The 20,593-nt window shown below is 70.6% G+C and carries 16 protein-coding genes; 3 read left to right on the plus strand and 13 right to left on the minus strand.

What is annotated here, in order from left to right:
- Positions 1 to 21: 21 nt before the first annotated feature.
- The 6 genes from RM788_RS01740 to RM788_RS01765 form a co-directional block, all read right to left on the minus strand.
- Complete coding sequence (locus RM788_RS01740; RefSeq protein WP_315929668.1) at positions 22 to 168, minus strand: DUF1059 domain-containing protein; 147 nt, start codon at positions 166 to 168, stop codon at positions 22 to 24.
- A gap of 102 nt (positions 169 to 270) precedes the next feature.
- On the minus strand, positions 271 to 1,050 hold the full coding sequence (locus RM788_RS01745; RefSeq protein ID WP_315929669.1) for a M15 family metallopeptidase: 780 nt from the start codon (positions 1,048 to 1,050) through the stop codon (positions 271 to 273).
- The gene (locus RM788_RS01750; RefSeq protein ID WP_315929670.1) at positions 1,050 to 2,297 is read right to left on the minus strand and encodes a TetR/AcrR family transcriptional regulator; all 1,248 of its coding nucleotides are present in this window, start codon (positions 2,295 to 2,297) and stop codon (positions 1,050 to 1,052) included. Before RM788_RS01750 ends, RM788_RS01745 begins: the two co-directional genes overlap by 1 nt.
- Positions 2,298 to 2,438: 141 nt before the next feature.
- Positions 2,439 to 4,190, minus strand: a complete 1,752-nt coding sequence (locus tag RM788_RS01755; protein ID WP_315929671.1) for an acyl-CoA dehydrogenase family protein — start codon at positions 4,188 to 4,190, stop codon at positions 2,439 to 2,441.
- Positions 4,187 to 4,657 (minus strand): DUF4334 domain-containing protein, encoded by a 471-nt coding sequence (locus RM788_RS01760; RefSeq protein WP_315929672.1) that lies wholly within the window; start codon positions 4,655 to 4,657, stop codon positions 4,187 to 4,189. Before RM788_RS01760 ends, RM788_RS01755 begins: the two co-directional genes overlap by 4 nt.
- Entirely contained in the window at positions 4,654 to 6,279 is a 1,626-nt protein-coding gene (locus RM788_RS01765) for a succinic semialdehyde dehydrogenase (protein WP_315929673.1), read from the minus strand. Before RM788_RS01765 ends, RM788_RS01760 begins: the two co-directional genes overlap by 4 nt.
- Before the next feature lie 178 nt (positions 6,280 to 6,457).
- On the opposite strand from RM788_RS01765, the gene RM788_RS01770 reads away from it, so the two are divergent.
- The 3 genes from RM788_RS01770 (at position 6,458) to RM788_RS01780 (ending at position 11,340) form a co-directional block, all read left to right on the plus strand.
- Positions 6,458 to 7,651 carry an oxygenase MpaB family protein gene (locus tag RM788_RS01770; protein ID WP_315929674.1) on the plus strand — a complete coding sequence of 398 codons (1,194 nt, stop codon included), beginning with the start codon at positions 6,458 to 6,460 and terminating at the stop codon, positions 7,649 to 7,651.
- A 76-nt stretch (positions 7,652 to 7,727) separates the two neighbouring features.
- Positions 7,728 to 8,162 carry a VOC family protein gene (locus RM788_RS01775; RefSeq protein WP_315929675.1) on the plus strand — a complete coding sequence of 145 codons (435 nt, stop codon included), beginning with the start codon at positions 7,728 to 7,730 and terminating at the stop codon, positions 8,160 to 8,162.
- A gap of 304 nt (positions 8,163 to 8,466) precedes the next feature.
- Complete coding sequence (locus RM788_RS01780; RefSeq protein ID WP_315929676.1) at positions 8,467 to 11,340, plus strand: nSTAND1 domain-containing NTPase; 2,874 nt, start codon at positions 8,467 to 8,469, stop codon at positions 11,338 to 11,340.
- 98 nt (positions 11,341 to 11,438) lie between these two features.
- On the opposite strand, the gene RM788_RS01785 is transcribed toward RM788_RS01780, so the two are convergent.
- The 7 genes from RM788_RS01785 to RM788_RS01815 all read right to left on the minus strand — a co-directional run bounded on the left by RM788_RS01785 (position 11,439) and on the right by RM788_RS01815 (position 20,436).
- Positions 11,439 to 12,329, minus strand: a complete 891-nt coding sequence (locus RM788_RS01785) for an NmrA/HSCARG family protein (protein WP_315929677.1) — start codon at positions 12,327 to 12,329, stop codon at positions 11,439 to 11,441.
- A 97-nt stretch (positions 12,330 to 12,426) separates the two neighbouring features.
- Complete coding sequence (locus RM788_RS01790; protein WP_315929678.1) at positions 12,427 to 12,852, minus strand: MarR family winged helix-turn-helix transcriptional regulator; 426 nt, start codon at positions 12,850 to 12,852, stop codon at positions 12,427 to 12,429.
- A 428-nt stretch (positions 12,853 to 13,280) separates the two neighbouring features.
- The gene (locus RM788_RS01795) at positions 13,281 to 14,723 is read right to left on the minus strand and encodes a SulP family inorganic anion transporter (protein ID WP_315934960.1); all 1,443 of its coding nucleotides are present in this window, start codon (positions 14,721 to 14,723) and stop codon (positions 13,281 to 13,283) included.
- 599 nt (positions 14,724 to 15,322) lie between these two features.
- The gene (locus RM788_RS01800) at positions 15,323 to 16,579 is read right to left on the minus strand and encodes an MFS transporter (protein WP_315929679.1); all 1,257 of its coding nucleotides are present in this window, start codon (positions 16,577 to 16,579) and stop codon (positions 15,323 to 15,325) included.
- Between the two features lie 69 nt (positions 16,580 to 16,648).
- On the minus strand, positions 16,649 to 18,007 hold the full coding sequence (locus RM788_RS01805; RefSeq protein WP_315934961.1) for a DUF4132 domain-containing protein: 1,359 nt from the start codon (positions 18,005 to 18,007) through the stop codon (positions 16,649 to 16,651).
- A gap of 542 nt (positions 18,008 to 18,549) precedes the next feature.
- Positions 18,550 to 19,860, minus strand: a complete 1,311-nt coding sequence (locus RM788_RS01810) for a hypothetical protein (protein WP_315929680.1) — start codon at positions 19,858 to 19,860, stop codon at positions 18,550 to 18,552.
- Positions 19,861 to 19,956: 96 nt separating this feature from the next.
- Entirely contained in the window at positions 19,957 to 20,436 is a 480-nt protein-coding gene (locus RM788_RS01815) for a DinB family protein (RefSeq protein ID WP_315929681.1), read from the minus strand.
- Positions 20,437 to 20,593 lie beyond the last annotated feature (157 nt).

Here is a 20,593-nt window from a genome sequence, read left to right on the forward strand (position 1 = left end):
CGGGCGGGCCCGCGGCACCGGTCAGTACGCCATGAAGAGGATCTCGTCGCGCGAGTAGTCGTGGCCGGGGTGGTTCTCCTTGAGGTGCTGCTGGGTCTTCGCCACCAGGTCGTCCTCGTCCTGGCCGGTGATGCGCTCACCGCAGGGGCAGCTGATGTTCCGCTTCATGTCGACCTCCGCTGTTGATCTCCGATTCGACTCTACCCACGATCTCCGGAATCGGGTCGGGCCGGCTTTCCCGCCCTGTCGCCGAGCTTCGGGAAACCGGCTTCACCCCGCGGACGAACGGGCCACGGGGAAGTCGAAGTAGGTGTCGGGGAAGGGTTCGCCGCGCAGGGTGAAGTGCCACCACTCCTCGGCGAGGTTGGTGAAACCGGCCGCGGTCATGGTGTCCACGAGCAGGTCGCGGTTCTGCCGCGCGACGCCGGTGATCCGGGGGTCGGCGGTGTGGGAGAGGGTGTCGAAGCAGTCGTACCCGGTGCCCATGTCGACGGTGTTGTCCGGGAACCGCACGCCTACCGGCGCGTAGCAGGGCCGCAGGGTCTCGCCCGGCGCGTACGGGCGCTGCGGCGCCGGGGGCAGCCGCACCAGCGTGACGTCGAGCGTGCTGCCCCGGCTGTGCCCGGAGCGCGCGGCGATGTAGCCGTCGAGGAACAGCCTGGTCTTGTCGACCCGCGGGTAGAACTCGGCCTTCATCTTCGTGTCGTCGAGGTCTTCGGCCCAGCGGACGAAGTGGTCCACGGCCCGCTGCGGGCGGTAGCAGTCGTAGACCTTCAGGGTCAGGCCGAGCGGGCGCACCCGCTGCTGCGCGGTCCGCAGCGCCCGCGCCGCCTGCTTGGTGAGCAGGCAGGTGGGTTCGAGGTAGCCGTCGATCGGGACGCCGACGAAGTTGTGGCGGGTGGAGTAGCGGATCTCCTGCACGATCGTCGGGTCCACCGACCTGAGGGCGACGAACCCGGACCGCCCGGTCTCCGCGGAGGCCGGAGCGGGGGCGAGGACGAGGGCCAGCGCGGCCAGCAGGACGCACAGGGTTCTGGAACGGCTTCGCATCACGCCAGTGGTTCTACCGCGTGCGACTTCCGTTCGGCGCTAATGAGACGGCGAGCTTTCGCGCGGCCGGGGGCGACGAGGGGGCACAGGCCCAGCGCGGCCATGAGGAACGCGGCGACGGCGTCGCGGTGGGCGGGGCTGTCCTGCCAGCGCAGTCTGCGCCCGGCCTCGACGACGACGCCGAACCCCGCGTGCACGAGCGCGCGGGCCTGGCGCGAGTCGAGTTCCGGGCGGGCCGACCGCAGTTGCTGCTCCCACACGGCGATGTGCTCGCGTTGCGCGATGACCAGGGTCTGCCGCAGGGCGGTGGGCAGGCCGCCGATCTCGGCGTTCGCGACGCTGGTGAGCGCGGTGTGCTCGAAGCTGTAGGCCACGTAAGTCGCCGTCAGCGCGACCAGCGCGTCGTGCGGGTCGTCCACGCCGCGCAGGTTCTGCTCCACCGCCTGGGCCAGCAGCGCGGCGGCCTGGAGGCAGGCCGCGGCCAGGATGTCGGCCTTGCCGGGGAAGTAGCGGTAGATCGCGGAGGACACCAGCCCCACGGCCTCGGCGATCCTGCCGTTGGTGACGTTGGCGAACCCGTCGCGCTCGAACAGCGGGATGGCGGCCGCGAGGATCTCCGAGCGCCGGGTGCGCGGCACGGGCGGGGTGGGCAGTTCGACGAGGTGCGCGCTCCCGGCGGCCGCCGTCGGGTCGGTCGCGACCACGCGCAGCGCGCACGCCAGCAGCAGTTCCTCCACCCGGCGTTGCGCGATCGAGGCGTGGTGCGTCGTGATGGACCCGATCGCGCCGAGCGCCGCCGTGGCGCGCAGGTGCTCGTCCGGTAGCGGGTGCTCGCGCCGCACCACGTCGGCGACGCGCTCGACCACGTGCGCGAACTTCGCCGCGAGCGCGTGGCGGTCCTCGCGGTTGAGGTAGCGGGACTCCCACCGGTACACGCCGCCGGACGCGCGGTGGGCGACGGTGACCCTGGTGACGGCGGCGAGCACGTCGGTGAGGGCCGCGTCGGCGGGCACCTCGTCGAGGGCCGCGACGAGCCGGTCCACCATGACGTCGGCGCACTCGGCGAACAGCGCGTACTTGTTCGGGAAGTGCCGGTAGAGGGCCGCGGCGGTGATGCCGACGCCCGCGGCGATCTCCTCCATGGACGCCGCGTGGTAGCCGCGCTCGCTGAACACCCGGCCCGCCGCCGCGACGATGAGCTGCTTGCGGTTGCGCGGCCGGACGACCGCGGTCGGCTCGGCGGTCATCGCGGCACCCCGGCGGACGCGCGCGGGAACAGGGCCATGCACGTCAGTCAACCACGGAACGGGACGGGTGCCCGTGACCGCCCGCTGCGTGACTCGCGGTTGACGTGGTCCCGTCCGACCAGCCGCGCGACGACTCCGGACCTACAGACCCAGGTCGCGTCCGACGATCTCCTTCATGATCTCCGTGGTGCCCCCGTAGATGGTGCTGACGCGCGAGTCGAGGTAGTCGTGCGCGATGCGGTACTCGAGCATGTACCCGTACCCGCCGTGCAGTTGCAGGCACCGGCCGACGATGCCGACGTACTGCTCCGTGGTCCAGAACTTCGCCGCCGCGGCGTCCACCGCGCTGAGTTCCCCTCGGGTGTGCTTGGCGAGCAGGTCGTCGACGTAGGCCCGGCTCACCCGCACGGAGGTGACCATGTCGGCCAGTTCGAAGCGCGTGTTCTGGAACGACCCGATCGCCTGCCCGAACGCCGTGCGCTGCTTGACGTAGTCCAGGGTGCGCTCCAGCACGCCCTCGGCGGAGGCCACGGCGTTGGCGGCGATCGATATCCGCTCCTGGGGCAGGTTCCGCATCAGGCCGAGGAAGCCCGACCCCTCCTCCCCGAGCAGGTTGGCGGCGGGGACCCGGACGTCCTGGTAGGACAGCTCGCTGGTGTCCTGGGCGTGCAGGCCGACCTTCTCCAGGTTGCGGCCGCGGGAGAAGCCGGGGCGATCGGCCTCGACGACCAGCAGGCTGATCCCCCGGTGGCGGTCGGGTCCGGTCCGGACGGCGGTGACCACGAGGTCGGCGTTCTGGCCGTTGGAGATGAAGACCTTGCTGCCGTTGACCACGTAGTCGTCACCGTCGCGGACGGCGGTGGTGGCGATTCCGGCCAGGTCGCTGCCGGTGCCCGGTTCCGTCATGGCGACCGCGACGACGAGCTTCCCGGCGGCGATCCCCGGCAGCCAGCGGGCTTTCTGCTCGTCGTCGGTCAGGTCGGTGAAGTAGGGGATGACGATGTCGTTGGACAGCGCGACCCCGGCGAGGCCGTCCGACACCGGATGGCGGGAGAACTCCTCGCCGATCACCGCGTTGAAGCGGTAGTCGGAGACACCGCCGCCGCCGTACTCCTCGGGGATGGTGAAGCCGAGGATCCCGGCCTTGGCGGCCTCCTCGAAGAGCCCGCGGTCGACCTTGCCCTCCGCCCGCCACCGCTCGGCGTGGGGCGCGGCGTGCTTGTCGACGAACGCGCGGACGGTGTCGCGCAGCAGTTCGTGGTCGTCGTCGTAGAGCGACCGTCCTGCGGGGATCACGCTGGTCATCGGGACTCCGATCCTGGGCTCTTCGGATTGTGCGCTCGGAAGTCGACTTCGCCACCAGGCGGGCAGGGGCACCGGTTTCAGCACCGAACCGGCCCGCTGGTCGGCGACCGCACCCGCGCGGGCGCAGGCCGCGCAGCGGTGGCTCCGAACCGGGCGGCGAGGTCGCGGCGCGGCGGTCTCCACCACGACGCCGAAGAACGCGGCGAACACCGGTTCGCCGCCGACGCGGATGGTCGCGGAGCCGTCCGGGCGTCGTCCCGAGTTGTTCAGCGCGGCCGCCGACGCGCAGTACGCGGGCTGACCGGCCCCGCACTGCGCGCACCCGCCGCAGGAGGAGAACGAGATCACGACCCGCTCCCCCACCGCGAGGGTGTCGACGTCCGAGCCCAACCGCTCGACGGTGCCGCACCCCTCGTGGCCGAGCACCGCGGGCCGGTCCCCCAGCACCCGCAGGGTGAGCAGGTCGGTGTGGCAGACCCCGACCGCCTCGATCCGGACGACCACCTCGTCCGGGCGCGGGTCGTCCGGTTCCGCGTCGACGACCTCGCTGGGCCCGGAGCCGCACGAGAGCAGCACCGAGGTCCTCACTCGCGTTCCAGGCCGAAGTAGAAGTGGCGGCCGCGGGCCAGCACGACGCCCGGTTTGCCGTTCATCACGCCCATCAGGGTGGTGTCGTCCACGCGCTTGAAGTGGTCGAGCACCGGCATTCCGTCGTAGACCATCGTGGCGGTGACCTCGCCGCGGAACTCCACGTTCCACAGGGACGCCTCGCCCCTGCCCGCCGTGGTGTCGGAGTAGAAGGTGCCGTCCTCGCCCCGGCGGATCAGCGGCTTGGCGTCGTCCGGTGCGACGAACCGCTTGCCGTGCCACCGGCTGCTGATCAGCACCGCCTCCAGCGGATGCCCGGTGGGGAAGGCGAAACCCCGCCAGGAGCCCAGGACCGCCGACGCGTCGACGACCTCGAGATCGGCCCACAGGGCGTCGAGCTCACCGGTGTCCACCGGGCCCGCCGACGCCCGCAAGACCTGCCACCGCCGCGCCGCGTCGCCGCTCATCGGACACCCAGCCTGCGCAGCAGGGTCAGCTGCGCGTTGGTGCGGCGGACGAAACCGTCCGCCGTCGACTTCGGCGAGGGGCCAAGCGGCAGGAGTCGCTGCGCGGCGATCGTCTGGCTCTCGGTGAACTTGCGGATGCCCTCCGCGCCGTGCCGCCTGCCGAGGCCGCTGTCGCCCATGCCGCCCATCCCGGCCTCGACGCTGCCCGCCGCGGCCGCCGCGCCGTCGTTGATGTTGACCGAGCCGGACCGGATCCGCCCGGCCATCCGCCGGGCCTCGCGGCCGTCCCTCGACCAGATCGACGCCGACAGGCCGTAGGTCCCCTGGTTGGCCAGCGCCACCGGATCGCTGCCCGCGGCGTAGGGGTACAGCGAGATCACCGGGCCGAACGTCTCCGTCCCGTGCACGGCCATCCCCGGTGTGACGCCCTCCAGGATCGTGGGCTCGTAGAACAGCGGGCCGAGGTCGGGGCGGGCGCGGCCGCCCGCGAGCACCGTCGCCCCGTGGGCCACCGCGTCGTCGACGTGCGCTTCGACGGCCGCCAGCCGGGCCGGGGAGACCAGCGGCCCGAGGTCCGGCGCGTAGTCGTAGGTCTGCCCGAGCCGCAACGCCCGCGTGGCGCGCACCAGCTCGTCGCGGAACGCGTCGTAGACCGCCTCGTGCGCGTAGACGCGTTCGACGTGGACGCACATCTGCCCGGAGTTGGCGAAGGCGGCCACCACCGTGCCCGCCGCCGCGGCAGTGACGTCGGCGTCCTCGCGCACGATGAGCGGGTTCTTCCCGCCCAGTTCCAGGGACGCGCCGACCAGTCGCCGCGCGGCGCGCTCCGCCACGGTGCGGCCGGTGGCGGTCGACCCGGTGAAGCAGACGAAGTCGACGGTGTCGACCACGGCGGACCCCACCACCGGCCCCGACCCGGTGACGATCTGCCACAGGTCGTCGGGCAGCCCGGCCTCGGCCAGCAGGTCTCGGGTCCACAGCATGGTCAGCGGGGTCTGGGGATCCGCCTTCGACACGACGGCATTGCCCGCCAGCAGCGCGGGCAGCACGTCCCCGACCCCGAGGTAGAGCGGGTAGTTCCAGGGGGAGATGACGCCGACGACCCCCTTGGGCACCCGCACCTCCCTGACCCTCGTCAGGCCGGGCACCATCCCGCGCACGCGCCGGGGTGCGAGGTAGCGCCGGGCGCGGCGGGCGTAGTGCCGGGCGATGGTCGCGACCTGGGCCACCTCCTGCCAGGCGTGGTAGCGCGCCTTGCCCGTCTCCCACTGGATCAGGTCGAGCACCTGCTCCTGCCGCCGCAGCAGCAGGTCGTGGAAGGCCAGGACGATCCCGCCGCGGCGCGCGGCCGACGTGGCGGCCCACTCCCGTTGGGCCCGACGGGCGGCCACGACCGCGGCCGCGACGTCCTCCGGGGCGCACGCGGGGACCGGCGCGGTCGGTGACAGGTCGTAGGGCGCGGCGGCCGTCAGCGGTTCGGGCGCCGGGTTCCCGTGCCGGGTCACGTCGCGACGCACCCATCCGCACCACCGCGCGACCACCTCGTCGGTCACCCACGCGGGGCGCGACCCGGCCGTCGCGACGGTCGGGGGTGCCGGGATCCGAGCCTGCTCCCTGGTCATGCGGACTCCTCTGGAGTAGCGGACCGATTCAGATCGGCGATGCCCTTGCCGACGGCCGACCAGCTTCGATATGTTAACCAGGAATCTCGTCTCAGATCAAGCGGCAACGAGGCTGGCTTGCTCCCGCGAAACACCGCACCAGCAGCGCCTATGCCTACCAAGGAAGCTAGGTAAGTAAATGGGCAATCTCAGCAGAAGGAATGTCCTTTCACTCGGCGTCGCGCTGGGTTTGGTGAGCGTGGCGGGTGCCAACGCGGCCTTGGCGGCCCCGGCGGGCGCCGCCGCGGGCACCGATCCGTGGTGGACCTGGGACGACGACCTGGACCGCCTGATGGCGACGCTCCTCGACACCGGCCAGATCCCGGCGGTCAACACCGCGTGGCGGCCGTGGGTGGACAACAACCGCCCGGTGCCCAGCGGCTTACCCGCCGACCTCGCCGCCCACCTGCGGCAGGCCGCCGCGCTGCCCTCGTGGGCCGACCGCGCCAAGCTGCGCCTGGCCGCCGACTTCAACCGGCGCAAGGACACCTACCTGTTGATGCTCTACGGCCTGGGCAGCGGCATCATGAGCACGGTCATCCCCCGCGAGGCCAAATCGGTCTACTGGTCCGCGGGCGGCGCCAACATGCAGGACCGCGCGGCCAAGACGTTCACCTTCGGCTACGACCTGAGCGAGCTGACCGCGTTCGAACCCTCGGGCCAGTTCGTGGTCACGGCCAACAAGACCCGCGTCGTGCACGCCGCGGTGCGCCACCTGCTGCCGCAGTCCTCGCGCTGGAAAGCGGTGGTGGACGAGCAGATCCCCATCAGCAACGGCGACATCCTCGTCACCTTCCACAGCCTCGGCACGTTCGTGCACCGCAAGCTGGTCGAGTGGCACGTCCCGATGACGGCCGCGGAGGAGGACGCGTTCCTGCACCAGTGGCAGGTCGCCATCCACCTGCTCGGCGTGCGCGACGAGTTCATCCCCAAGACCTGGGCCGCGGCCGACGCCCAGGCGGCGCAGGTCCTCACCCTGATCCTCACCCCGTCGACGGAGGGCCGGGAACTGGCCGAGGACCTGCTCGGGCTGACCGCCCAGGTCGACCTCGGCGTCACCCGCGGGTTCATCAACGAGTTCGTTCGCTACGTGCTCAGCGACCGGATCGGCGACTGGCTCGGGCTGCGCCGCGACTACGTGGCCGCCGCCACCGTCCGCACCGGGTGGCCCGCCTACATCGCGTTCCGCGAAGGGCTGATCCCCATCGCGCCCGTCGGGTTCTACATGTTCGACCAGTTCATCCGCGCGCTGGCGATGCTGTTCCTCAACAAGGCCGGCTCACCCACCACCACACCCATCACCATCCCCACCGGCAACCGCCCCGGAGCCTGACCCGGCGCCCCGGTCCACTGTGGACCGGGGTGACCGCCACCGCCCGTGGGCCCAGGCGCTCCACTAAAGTGGTCCCATGGGGTCGGTCAAGCAGTTCCAGGTCACCTTCGACTGCGCACAACCCGAGCGCGTCGCCCGTTTCTGGTGCGAGGTGCTCGGGTACGTCGTACCGCCACCACCAGGGAACTTCACCACCTGGACCGACTACGACCGCTCCCTGTCCCCCGGCGACCGGGACTCGTGGTTCGCCTGCGTCGACCCCTCCGGCGTGGGCCCGCGGCTGTACTTCCAGCGCGTTCCCGAGGGCAAGGTCGCCAAGAACCGCGTGCACCTCGACGTGCGGGCGGGCACCGGGCTCGCGGGCGAGGAGCGGCTGGCCACGCTGGAAGCCGAGTGCGCACGCCTGGTCGCGCTCGGCGCGGTGCGCGTGCGCCTGCTGTCCGCCGACGGCGAGAACGAGTCGTGCATCTCGATGCAGGACGTCGAGGGCAACGAGTTCTGCCTGGACTGAGGACCCGTCCCCCTCGGGGCTGGTCGACCACGAGCGCGGTCCGGCACCACCCCCCGTGTGCCGGGCCGCACCCATGTGGATCGCCATCTTGTCCTGCCTCCGCGATGGCGTTCGAACCCGTCCGCCCGATTTCGCCTTGGACAATTCGAGGATCGCGAGCCGTCGACCGCTTCGCAGATCGATTTCTAGAACACCCGGGGTTGACCAGCGACCAGCGACCGATGGTGGTCAATCAACAAGCCTGGACAGTGCGCAACCCTCCCAGCACACTGGGTGAACAAGTGCGACGTGGGGGGAAACAGCAGTGGCCAGACCGGAACGACCTCTGGACTCCGCCCCGGCGGAATTGGCCGACTTCGCCGCCGGTCTGCGCGAGTTGCGCCGCACGGCCGGGAATGCCCCGTATCGAAAGCTGTCGCAACGGGCGCACTATTCGGCCACCGCGTTGTCGGAGGCAGCGGGCGGACGACAGCTGCCGTCATTGGCCGTCACCCTCGCCTACGTGACCGCTTGCGGTGGCGATCCCGATGAATGGCAGGCGAAATGGGAGGGCGTCTCACGCGTCCTCGAGACTCCGACCGAGTCCCCGGACGACACCGCCACCGCCCCCTACGTCGGTTTGTCCGCATTCGGTGTCGATGACGCGGATCTGTTCTTCGGCCGCGAAGGACTTGTCGACGAACTCGAGGCCAAGATGGCGCGAAAGCGGTTCGTCGCCGTCTTCGGCGCCTCGGGTGCGGGCAAGACCTCGCTGCTGCGGGCGGGGTTGCTGCCCCGGCTGGTCGACGGAGGCGCGCGGACCGTCCTGTTCACCCCCGGTCGGCATCCGTGGGAGGAGTGCGCCGTCCAGCTCGCCCGGCTCACGGGCGTCCCGGCCCCGCAGGCGCACGCCGACCTGGTCGCGGATCCGCGCAACCTGCACCGGATCGTCCGGCAGGCCAACCCCGACCAATCCGACCTGGTCGTGGTGGTCGACCAGTTCGAAGAGGTCTTCACCCTTTGCGACGACCCGGACGAGCGACGCGGGTTCATCACCGCGATCTGCGACGCCTCCAACACCGACACCAGCGGGTGCCGGGTCGTCATCGGGGTCCGCGCGGACTTCTACGCGCACTGCACCCAGTACCCCGAACTCGTCGCCGCGCTGACCGACGCCCACGTGGCGGTCGGCCCCATGACCACCGATGAGCTCCGCCAAGCCATCGTCCAGCCCGCCATCCGTTCCCACGGCATCGTGGAGGGAGCGCTCGTCGCGGAACTCATCGCCCAGGCCACCGGGCACACCGCGGTGCTGCCGCTGCTGTCGCACGCCCTGCTCGAGAGCTGGCGGCGACGGCGTGGCAACACCATCACCGTCAGCGGCTACGAAGCGGCGGGCGGGATCCGCGGCGCGTTGGCCCAGACGGCCGAGAACAGCTTCCTGTCACTCGATCCCGACCAGCGCCACGCGGCCAAGCAACTGTTCCTGCGCCTGGTCGCGCTGGGGCAGGGCACCGAGGACACCAAACGGCGGGTCCCGCGCCGCGAACTCGACGTCGCCGACGACCTGCTGGACCGGCTGGCCGCCGCGCGCCTGATCACGCTGGACCACGACTCCGTGGAACTGACGCACGAAGCGGTGATCCGTTCATGGCCGCGACTGCGGGACTGGATCGCCGAGGACCGCGATCTGCTGCGGATCCACCGCCAGCTGACCGACGCCACCGACGTCTGGGAAGCGCACGGCCGCGACCCCGACACCCTGTACAGCGGATCACGGCTCATCCGGGCCCAGGAGAGCCTCGGCGACGTCGTGACCACCCGCGAGCGCGCCTTCCTCGACGCGAGCACCGCAGGCGAGTTGTCGAGGCAGGTCGCGGACCGTCGGCGCACCCGACGGCTCAAACAGCTCGTCGCCATGCTGTCCGTGCTCGTCCTGCTGTTCGCCGGGGCCGTCGTCGTCGCGGTGAACGCCGAGCGCGAGGCGGCGCGTCAACGCAACACGGCGTTGGCGCTCAAGGCCGCGGGCGAGGTCGCGGACATGCTCGACGGAGATCCCGCCAAGGCCGTCAAGGTGGCGCTGGCGGCACGAGCACTGGCCACGACACCGGAAACCGCGGAGGCGCTCGTCAACGCCAACGCCGCAATCGGCCAGCAATCCACAACACTTTCGAGCTCCTACTCCCCGGCCACGTTCTCCCCTCACGCCGACATCGCGGTGACCCCGAAAAACGGCGATACGCCCGCCATGCTGTGGAGCGTGTCCGGCGAGTCGGCCGCGAGGACCGCCTACCTCGACCTCGACGACGCGTTGGTCCGGATCAGCGCCGATGCCAAGGTCATGCTCACCTGTGACCGGAAGACCTACCGCACGGACATCTGGGACATCAGCGACCCAGGCAATCCGCGGAAGGCGGGGACTCTGCCGGGCAGGCAAGACGTGCAAGCTCTCAGCGAGAACGGTCGCACCGCACTCACCACCGAGGTCGAGGAATCAGGTCGGGAGATCAAGCCGATGATGTGGGATCTGACCGACTTCGAAAATCCGAAGCAGCTCGCGCTTCCGACTACGCACCTCACTTCGATGCGACCGGACGGGCGCGGACTTGTCACGTTGCGCCTTTCTGTCAATGAGCCGATCGACTGGACATCGAGCCAGTTCATCGACATGTGGAGTTTGACAGCGGATGGCCAGTGGTCGTTGCAGAACTCGGCGGAAATGGGCGAAGGCGGCCTGACGTACACCACGGAATACGACGGGAACGGACACTTCCTCACGGAACAGAACCTCCTGGCTTCACCCCGGATGCGGGTCTGGCAGGTGCACGACGACGGCAGTATCGAGAAATGGGTCGATATCGACACGGAATCCCCCGGTCAGGCTGAACTGCAACTCACCGATGACGGGCACTACGCCTTCACGGACAACGCCGGAATGCTTCGCATCTGGAACATCGAGAAGCAACTGGAACCACGACTGGTCACGACGGTCCGCGGGCACGGAGCCCTGGCGATGATTCCACTCGTCCACGACAACACGCTTCGCTTCTACGACTCCCGGATGGGCATGTGGCAACTCGACCTCGACGTCGACCGGGTGATGTCCCGACTCTGCCAGGACAAGGGCCAGGAACTCACGCCCGCCGAGTGGACCCAGTACTTTCCGGGGGCACCTCAACGATCTTCTTGTTCCCGCTGAACGGTCGAGCGCGGGTGGACGACACGAGCCCGTTGGACGCGGAGATCGTCAGGCGCGCCCCCACAGGGCAGGCAGGCGAACTGGCCCGCGTGCAGCGCTCAGGAAGGGACCAGGTCGGTGGGCGCGGTCCAGCCGGTGGAGCGGATCCACTCGGCCAGGTCCCAGGTGGTCGGCACGATCGCCCTCACCGCCGCGAGGTCCGACGGGTAGGCGGATCCCTCCGCGAACCAGCGGAACATCGCCTCCTCCTCGGGATCGCCGCCGAGGACGCTCAGCGGCAGGGCCTCGTAGCGAGCCGGGAGCCCGGCGTGCGCGCCGAACGCGGCGGCGATCTGGCTGCCCGTCAGCTCGTCACCGATGACCTCGACGGCACCGCCGGGTACGTCCGCGGTGCCGAGCAGGATCGCGGCGGCGACCAGGCCGATGTCCTTGACCGCGACCAACTTGAGGCGGACGCCGTCCGGCACCGGCATCCTCAGAACGATCTCGCCGTCCTCCACGGTCGGCGGCAGCATCGCGAAGCTCTCCATGAAGGCGACCGGGCGGACCACCACGGCCCGCAGTCCGGACCGCCTCAGGCGCTCCTCGACCCGGCCCTTCGACTCGAAGTGCGACACACCCGAGTCGTGCTCCGCTCCGCTGACCGAGTTGAACACGACGTGCGGCACGCGCGCCGCGACCGCCGCGTCGATGAGGGCGGTGCCCAGTCGGATTTCATCCTCGGTCTCCTGGGGGCTATGGGATTCCGGGGTCATGAAGTAGAACGCGTCGACGGCCTCCAACGCGGCGGCCAGTGACGCCGGGTCGTCGATCCGGATGGCCGACAACTCGACGCCTCGGGCGGCCAGCGCCCGCGCCCGGTCGGACTCGGGGGCGCGGACGAGGGCCCGCACCTCCGCTCCTCGGGCCAGGAGCGCGTCGACGACCGCCCCGCCCTGCTGCCCCGTCGCGCCGAAGACCGCGATCGTGCCGGTTGCCTGCGTGCTCATGGTGGCACCTTTCGTTAGTTCATGACGTGAACAAGATTAGTTCACGCCATGAACTTCCGCAAGGCGCACGGGTGCCTCGAAGGCACTGCGCGGTGGGTCAGGACGGAGTGGAGGCCGAGACGCCCGACGCGTCCACGATGGCGATGGCGACGCGTTCGAAGTCGCGCTGGTCGTCGGCGTCGAGGTTCCCCGCGATGTCGGGCAGGCGCTTGGTGATCTCGGCGTACACGGCCTCGGCGAGCACCTTCCCCGCGGGCGTCACCCCGAGCATGACGACCCGCCGATCCCGCTCCGAGCCCACCCGGCTGACCAGGTCGAGCCGCTCGATGCGATCGACAAGCTGGCTCAGCGCGTTCTTGGTCATGCCGAGCGAGGCGGCGAGGTACGCCATCCGCCGCGGCACGTCCTTGACCGCGCACAGCAGCGTGGCCTGCGAGGGGGTCAGGTCGTACTCGGCGCAGATCTCCGCGTACTTGCGCTGGATCAGGACCGAGAGCCAGAAGAGCTTGTCGCCGTGATCCACGCCTGCCTCCCCCATCCGGTGCCGAACGCCCAGTCTACCGCCGCGAACCGGCCCGCCCCGCCGCCCAACCGCCGGTCAAATCCGGCTTTCGCCTGGTGCTGAACGCCTCCCCGGTCCGCCCGCACACGACGCTCGGGGGCGGTGCCGCGGTTGGATCGCGCCATGTCCGACCTGCCTCTCCGCGACCACGCGGGCAACGTCCTGCCCGGTTTCCACACCGTCAGGGAAGAAGACCTGGTGTGCGCCCAGGACGCGGGCACCCCCGCCCGAGCGCAGCGGGAGTACGCCCGCAGAGCGGGCCGGGTCGTCGGACTCGACGCGGGCCACCACCCATTCCTGTCCCGACCTGGCGCGGTCGCGGATCCGGCGCTAAGCCTGCAGGACGTCCGCACACCCGGAGAACCGCCAGCGGCCGCAGCGGCTGGACCTCAGTGGTTTCCGGTGAGTTCTCCGCTGAGAGCGCCGTGCATCCTGGCGCTGTGCTCGTTGAGCCCGACGATCTCCACGGTCTTGCCGCGCGCGGCGTACTTGGTCGTGACGGCGTCCAGCGCGGCCACCGACGAGGCGTCCCAGACGTGGGCGGCGGTGAGGTCGACGACGACCTTGTCGGGATCGCCCGCGTAGTCGAACCGGTGGACGAGGTCGTTGCTGGAGGCGAAGAACAGCTCGCCGTTCACGGTGTAGACCACCCGGTGGCCGTCGGGGTCGACGAGGCCGGTCACCGTCGCGAAGTGCGCGACGCGACGAGCGAAGATGATCATGGCGATGACGGAGCCGACGACGACGCCGATGGCGAGGTTGCCGGTGGCGACGACCACGGCGACGGTGACGACCATGACGGCGATCTCGCCGGTCGGCATCCGCTTGAGCGTCGCGGGGGCGATGGAGTGCCAGTCGAAGGTGCCGAAGGAGACCAGGACCATCACGGCGACCAGCGCGGCCATCGGCATGTCGGAGACGATCGGGCCGAACGCGATGCACAGGATCATCAGGAAGACCCCGGCCAGGAACGTCGAGAGCCGGGTGCGTGCGCCGTTCTTGACGTTGATCATGGTCTGGCCGATCATCGCGCAACCGCCCATGCCGCCGAAGAAGCCGGTGACGATGTTGGCGATCCCCTGGCCGATCGACTCGCGGGTCTTGTTGGAGCGGGTGTCGGTGAGGTCGTCGACCAGCGTGGCGGTCATCAGCGACTCCATCAGCCCCACCAGGGCCAGAGCCAGCGCGAAGGGCGCGACGAGCTTGAGCGTGTCCAGCGTGAACGGCACGTCGGGCAGGCCCGGAACGGGCAGTGACGAGGGCAGAGCGCCCTTGTCGCCCACGGTGGGGACCGCGATGCCGGCGCCGACGGTCAACGCGGTGAGCGCGATGATCGACACCAGCGGGGCGGGGACGGCCTTGGTGAGCCGCGGGAAGAACACCATCAGCAGCAGGGCCGCGACGACGAGCGGGTAGACCATCCACGGGACGTCGACGAGTTCGGGCACCTGGGCCGTGAAGATCAGGATGGCGAGCGCGTTGACGAAGCCCACCATCACGCTGCGCGGGACGAACCGCATCAGATTGGCCACGCCGAGCGCGCCGAGCGCGATCTGGAACAGCCCGCCCAGGATGACCGCGGCGAACAGGTAGCCCAAGCCGTGTTCACGGGCGAGCGGGGCGACGACCAGTGCCACGGCGCCGGTGGCGGCGGAGATCATCGCGGGTCGCCCGCCGACGACGGAGATGACCACGGCCATGGTGAACGAGGCGAACAACCCGACGCTGGGGTCGACCCCGGCGATGATGGAGAACGAGATCGCCTCGGGGATCAGCGCGAGGGCGACCACGAGACCTGCCAACACCTCGGTGCGCAGGACCTCGGGGGTCATCCGGGTGGAACGCAGGCGTGTCAGCAGTGCGGTGGCGAAAACCGGTGTGGTGCTCAAGAACAACCTGTCGTTTTCAGGCACGCCCCGTCGTCGGGAGGGTGCGGAGGCGGGTCGGCGCGACGGCCGACCCCTCCGACGCCGAACGCGCGTCAGGAGCGCGTTCAGGCACCGGGTGGTCATGGCGGACAGTACGACAGTGCCCCCGACGACGTGGAAACACCTGCCCACGAGCCCGCCGCACTCGCGGTGACCCATCTGCGGGGCGCCCCGGGCCGCTGTCAGACGACGGCGGCGTCGCAAGCGGCGGCGGTGACGACCGTTGTCGCACTCGCGGTCGCGGTCGTCACGGGCGGGCCGAGAGTCGTGACCCGCACACCACCATCACCGCCCGCACCTGAGCCTCAGCGCCCATCAGGTGCGACTCAGTCGTCGATGACCACGGCGGCGCCGAAACGGCGGGCACTCCACGAGTCGGGTTCGAACAACGAACCGATGCGCCAATCCCCACCGGCACGCGCTATGCCTACTGCACCTGCTTCGGGGAAGCCGCTGTCGTCGCCGAAGGCGTACTCGTCCCGGTCACGTGAGTGGAATCGCGGTTACCTGCCTGAATCGTCCGTAGCGCGCATCATGGCGCGGTTGTTCAGCAAGGGATAGAAGAGCAACGCCACCAGGATCAGGAAAGCGCCGGCGGCGACATACGAGACCTGAACGCCGAACACGCTGGCCAGAATGCCGCCGAGGGCCGCACCGACCGGTCCCCCCGCCATCACCACCAGCCTGCTCGACGAGAGCACCCTCCCCAACAGCCCATCGGGCACGATCTGCTGACGCAACGTGCTCACCACGACTTTTTCCGCGGTCATCAGCGCACCGGTCACCATCATCATCGCGGCCGCGACCCACGCATTCGCGGTGAGCCCCAGAACCAGAATGGCCGCGCCCACGCCGGCTTTGCCCGTGAGCATCACGGTGCCGGGGCCGAATCGCTTGCTGGCGGCCGCAGCGCCCAGTCCCCCTGTCGTCGCGCCGACCGCGGTGGCCGTCAGCAGCAGACCGAAACCGAAGTCCGGAAGTCCGAGGACCTCCATGGCCAGCAGCGCCAGCATCGCGAACTGAGCGGTGGCGGCGACGTTGCCGAGGCAGGAAACCGTGGCCAGCGTCCGCAGGGCCCGGTTTCCGAACAACCACCGAATGCCCTCGACCATGTCGCTCCGCACGCTCTTGCGCGGAGCTTCGAGGGTCTCCTTCGGCTTGGTGTCCGCCCCGATCGAGAAGATCAGCAGGCCGCTGGCGGCGAACGAGAGAGCATTGCCAGCGAACGGCAGGAAGTTCCACACACCGAACAGAGCCGAGCCGAGCGGAGGCCCCACGAAGTCCTCACCGTTGCTCTCCGCCGCGGCGATCCGCCCGTTCGCCTTCGCCAGGCTCCGCGGATCCCGCGTCACGAAGTCGGGAATGGCCGCCTGGGCGGCGAGGTCGAAGAAGACCTGGCCAACGCCCAGCAAGAACGCCGTGAGCACCAGCCACACCATGTTCACCTGCGCGGTCACGATCAGCACCGCGAGAGCGACCAGGACCGCGAACCGGCCCAGGTCCGCCCACACCATCACCCGCCGGCGGTCCAATCGGTCCACCACGACACCGGCGTGCAACGAGAGCAGCACCCAGGGCACCTCGGCGGCCATGACGACGAAGCTCAACGCCATCGGACTGCCGGTGCTCTGCAGAGCCAGCAGCGGCAACGCGGCGGTGTGCATGCCGGTGCCGATGGACGACACGAGAGTGGCGCCGAAGAGTCTGCGGAAGCGACTCCCCAGCCTCACCTCGGCGTCACCGGATTCCTTCGTGGGCACTTCGACAATTCTTCCGGTCAGTTTTCAGAACAGCGGGACGCGGGCACCCGACCACCGCGTCTCAGCCCGTCAGGTGGCCAGTTCCGCCAGCACCTCCGACGCCGTGACCGGGCTCAGGTCGGCGAAGGTGCGCCTTTCTCCGACCAGGCCGATCTCGCGCAGGACCTGAGGTCCGGCCTCGTGCGGTTCGCCGATCACGATCCCCGGATCCAGGGTCACCTCGATCGAGCCGCCACCGGGCAGCGGTCGGGTGATCGCGTGCTCGATCCCCGCGTCCATCGGCGCGCCGCGCTTCCACGCGCCCCTGGTCAGCCTCAGCACCCCGCCGATCCCCACCTCGACGTCCTTGAACCGCTCCAGCACCCTCGACGACAGCTCGGCCTCGGTGAACCGGCGCACCGGCCGCACCAGCTGCGGGAACGGTTGCAAGACCTCGTAGTCGGCGAACACCTCCGCCCACGCCGCCACGTCCTCGCCCAGGTGCAGCGGGTGCGCCACCCCGACGACGGCGTCGTCCGGCAGGGGGAAGGTCTCGTCGCGCACGTCCGCGAACGTGCCGTCCTCGGCCACCCGGAACGAACGCCCGTCCCCCGTCGTCCACACCAGCCGCCGGACCAGGTGCCGCAGCAGGGGGTGCGCGACCAGGTAGGCCCGGAACTCCGCCGCGGGCCACCGGCGTTCCAGCATCATCGACCGTTCCAGCCGGACGATCTGGTCGTCCGCGATCGTCCGGACGTCCTTCTTCAGCCGCGCGAACCGCTTGTGCTCGGCCGGGGCCACCTCGACGTCGTCCTTGGCGCCCGGCTTCGGCAGGGCCTTGAGCCGCTTGCCCGACTCGTCCAGCACGAACGGCCTGAGCTGCTCGTCGAACCCGATCGTGAACCGCCGCGTCCCGTAGTCGATCACCGTGCTCGACGCGTCGTCGAGACCGAGGTCGGGCACCAGCCGGTCGCCCAGTTCCTCGGCGGTCAGCCCCATCCCCGCGGCGACCTCCCCGATCTTCTCCCGCGCCTTCCTCTTGATCCCGGCGAACTCCGCCTTCTGCGCGATGCTGTTCAGCGCCGTCAACGCCGCGTCGGTGCCGATCGCGGCCAGGACGTCCAGCCCGGTCACCGCCCGCGGGTGCTGGGACTCGCCCGGCCACGCGCGGATCAACGGCACCAGCCCGCGCGCTACCTCGTCGTCGCCCAGCAGGCCGAGTGCGGTGAACACCCAGCCGTCGGTCGCCGGCATCCCGTTGGCGCGCCACACCTCGAACAGCTCCCACGAGAACCGGGCCAGCGAGACCTCGTCGCAGGCTTCGCGCACGGCCTTCAGGTCGGCGTGCCCGTCGTTCGGCGTGCTCAACGCGAGCAAGGTGAGCAGGGTGCCGACCGCTTCCGCGGGCAACGCCTGGTTCGTCCCCCGCAGCAGTACCGGGGGCAGCATTCGCGGGTCGATCCACTTGCCGAGCGTCGGGACCTTCAGCGGCACCACGACGTCCGCCACGAGCGTGGCCGCGATCCCCCTTTCGGCCTCGGGCCCGTACTCGCGCGCCGCCTCCCGAGCGTGCTCCGGGATGATCCGCAACGCGGCCTCCGCCGCTTGGCGCGCCGCACCCACCGGACCCACCGCGTCGAGCACCAGGAACCGGGCAGCGTGCGAGGGGTTGCGCAGCAGCCACGCGACGCGGAGTTCGCGGGTGGTCTTGAGCTTCACCAGCCACCGCGCCACCAGCCTGGCCGTTTCCAGCGACACCAACGGGAGCAGCAGCCCGTTCTGGGCGGCCTTCTGCGCCACCACCACCTTCAGCGCGTTCGGGAGGGCGTCGATCTCGTAGCGGGCCACGATCGCCTTGGCGAGGGAGCCTGCCGCGTACCACCTGTTGCAGTCCCATTCCGGCAGCAGCGGACGGAGTTCGTCCACCGGACCGCTCAGGAACAGCTCGATCTGACCTTGGAAGTCGAGGTCACCCGCACGGTGCAGGTCGATCAGCGGAGTCCCGTCGTCCGCCCGGCGGGCGTAGGAGAACTGCGCGGTCCACGCGGCCCGCTCGCCGGGTTCCCACTCCACCGCCCGGTGGTCCGGTGCCGCGATCCCCTTGACCACCACCGGTTCCACCGGCTCGGGCCTCTCCTCGACCACCCACGGCGGATCCACCAGGACCGCGGGCAGCGCGTCCACCGGCGCCTCTTCGACGCCCGCTCCGCGCAGTTCGTCGACGAACGCCCGCACGTCCTCGGGCAGGTCGACCCCGTCGGCCGACTCGGGGCGTCGGCCGACTCGGGGTGCCCCTTGAGGTGCCGCTCCAGCAGCGGCTCGACCCGTGGGTCGTCGGACGCGACGAACCGCTCCAGCGCGAGCACCGGGTACCGGCGGGCCAGGTCGAGCACGGCGGGCAGCACCCGTTTGACCTCGAGCCGGGCCAGCAGCGCGTCGAACACCTCGGCGGTCGGGAACTCGACCAGCGTCTCCAGGACCCGGTCCCGGACCTCGCCGTCCAGTTCCCGATGCGGCTCCAGCAGCACCGCGATCGCGGGCAGGGCATCGGCGCCCACACCGTCGAGCACGGTGTACAACGCGTCCTCGTCCTTCAGGTACCGCCCTACCGCCCTGGTGGTCAGGGCCCGTTCCACCTGGGCGGCCGTGCTGACCGCGTACGACAGCGACACGTGGGCCAGCACGCGCTGGTACCCGGTGACGTTGGCGCGTTCCACCTCGTCGAACGCGTCGTCGACCCAGTCCCGCCGGGTCGGGAAGAGGTACGAGGCGGCCGCCATCGCGCCGAGCGCGGTGCGCTGGAGCTCCACGGCCAGCAAGGCGTTCTCGTACTCCTCGTCGGACGCCGTCGCCAACAACGACCGCAGCCGCCGTGCGGTCCCCACGGCGGCGTTGTGGTCGAGGTCCTTGCGCCGCAGGTGGAGGGCGGTGTTCCCGTAACCGTTCCGGTGCGCCTCGACGCAGCGCATCCCGACCACGGCACGCGCGGCGAACGGCAACCCGTGCTCCACCACCAGCGCGTCGGCCATCCGCGGTTCGGACCCCAGCAGCACGGCCACCACCGCCGCGCCCAGCGGCGTCGCCTCACCGGCCAGGTGGGCGCGGACGGCGGCGACCAGGTCCTGGTCGCTCATCGGCTCGTCCAGCACGGCTTCCACCGCCGGCGACCGCTCGGCCAGCACCGCCCGCACCTCGTGCACCGCACCGGGCTCGACCACGGCATCGCCCCGCACCCCGCCGTCGCGCCGCACGTGGACATGCGGCCGCCACTCGACGGGCATGCTGAACGCGGTGCTGCTCACATCGTCACCTTTTCCCGTCGGCGGGCGGTCCTCCGAAGACGGTCACCCCGAACCGCGCCACGACAACCGTCCACATCGGACGGACAATGCCGGACCTCAGTCGGCGAGCACCTGTTCGCGCAGGATGTCCGCATGTCCGCAGTGGTGCGCCAGTTCCCGCAGGACTTGCAGGTACACCCAGCGGAGCGTGCGCGGTCCGGCCCGGTGGCCCGTCACGACGGCGTCCAGCGGCAGGTCGGCGACCACGGTCCTGGCTGTGGCGCAGGCCGCCCGGTGGGCCGCCGTGACCGAGGCGATCGTGTCGTCGTCGGAGAGCCGGAAGGAGTCGTCCGGCCCCTCCACCAGGCCGAGTTCCCGACGGGGTGTGCCGCCTGCGCACTCCTCGAACCACACCCGCTGCATCCACGTGACGTGCTTGAGCAGCCCCAGCAACGTTGTCGCCGACGGGACGAGCCCGCGACGGGCCTGCTCCTCGGTCAGGGAGTCGAGGGTCGCCTCGACGGCACTGCGGCATTCCTCGACGAACGCGTCGAGCTGCGTGCGCTCGTCGTCCAGCGGCACGTCGAACGAACCCATCGGAGTCCCCCATCACGACGCGGACCGCGAGCGGCGGCCCGCGGTGGCGTCGACAGTCCGGTCCACGACTCGCGCTGCACGAGTCCGGCCCAAGTCAACCAGTACGGGGTTCGCGGTGGGCAGCGGGCTCGTCCTGGTTCCGGGCGAAGACCGACGC

The organism is Umezawaea sp. Da 62-37 (assembly GCF_032460545.1).
GTDB lineage: Bacteria > Actinomycetota > Actinomycetes > Mycobacteriales > Pseudonocardiaceae > Umezawaea.

Bases quoted from the DNA above. Each gene is read 5' to 3' on its own strand.
- RM788_RS01740 (WP_315929668.1), bottom strand. From the start codon at position 168: ATGAAGCGGAACATCAGCTGCCCCTGCGGTGAGCGCATCACCGGCCAG.
- RM788_RS01745 (WP_315929669.1), bottom strand. From the start codon at position 1,050: ATGCGAAGCCGTTCCAGAACCCTGTGCGTCCTGCTGGCCGCGCTGGCC.
- RM788_RS01750 (WP_315929670.1), bottom strand. From the start codon at position 2,297: ATGACCGCCGAGCCGACCGCGGTCGTCCGGCCGCGCAACCGCAAGCAG.
- RM788_RS01760 (WP_315929672.1), bottom strand. From the start codon at position 4,657: ATGAGCGGCGACGCGGCGCGGCGGTGGCAGGTCTTGCGGGCGTCGGCG.
- RM788_RS01765 (WP_315929673.1), bottom strand. From the start codon at position 6,279: ATGACCAGGGAGCAGGCTCGGATCCCGGCACCCCCGACCGTCGCGACG.
- RM788_RS01770 (WP_315929674.1), top strand. From the start codon at position 6,458: ATGGGCAATCTCAGCAGAAGGAATGTCCTTTCACTCGGCGTCGCGCTG.
- RM788_RS01775 (WP_315929675.1), top strand. From the start codon at position 7,728: ATGGGGTCGGTCAAGCAGTTCCAGGTCACCTTCGACTGCGCACAACCC.
- RM788_RS01785 (WP_315929677.1), bottom strand. From the start codon at position 12,329: ATGAGCACGCAGGCAACCGGCACGATCGCGGTCTTCGGCGCGACGGGG.
- RM788_RS01795 (WP_315934960.1), bottom strand. From the start codon at position 14,723: ATGACCCCCGAGGTCCTGCGCACCGAGGTGTTGGCAGGTCTCGTGGTC.
- RM788_RS01805 (WP_315934961.1), bottom strand. From the start codon at position 18,007: ATGCTGCCCCCGGTACTGCTGCGGGGGACGAACCAGGCGTTGCCCGCG.
- RM788_RS01815 (WP_315929681.1), bottom strand. From the start codon at position 20,436: ATGGGTTCGTTCGACGTGCCGCTGGACGACGAGCGCACGCAGCTCGAC.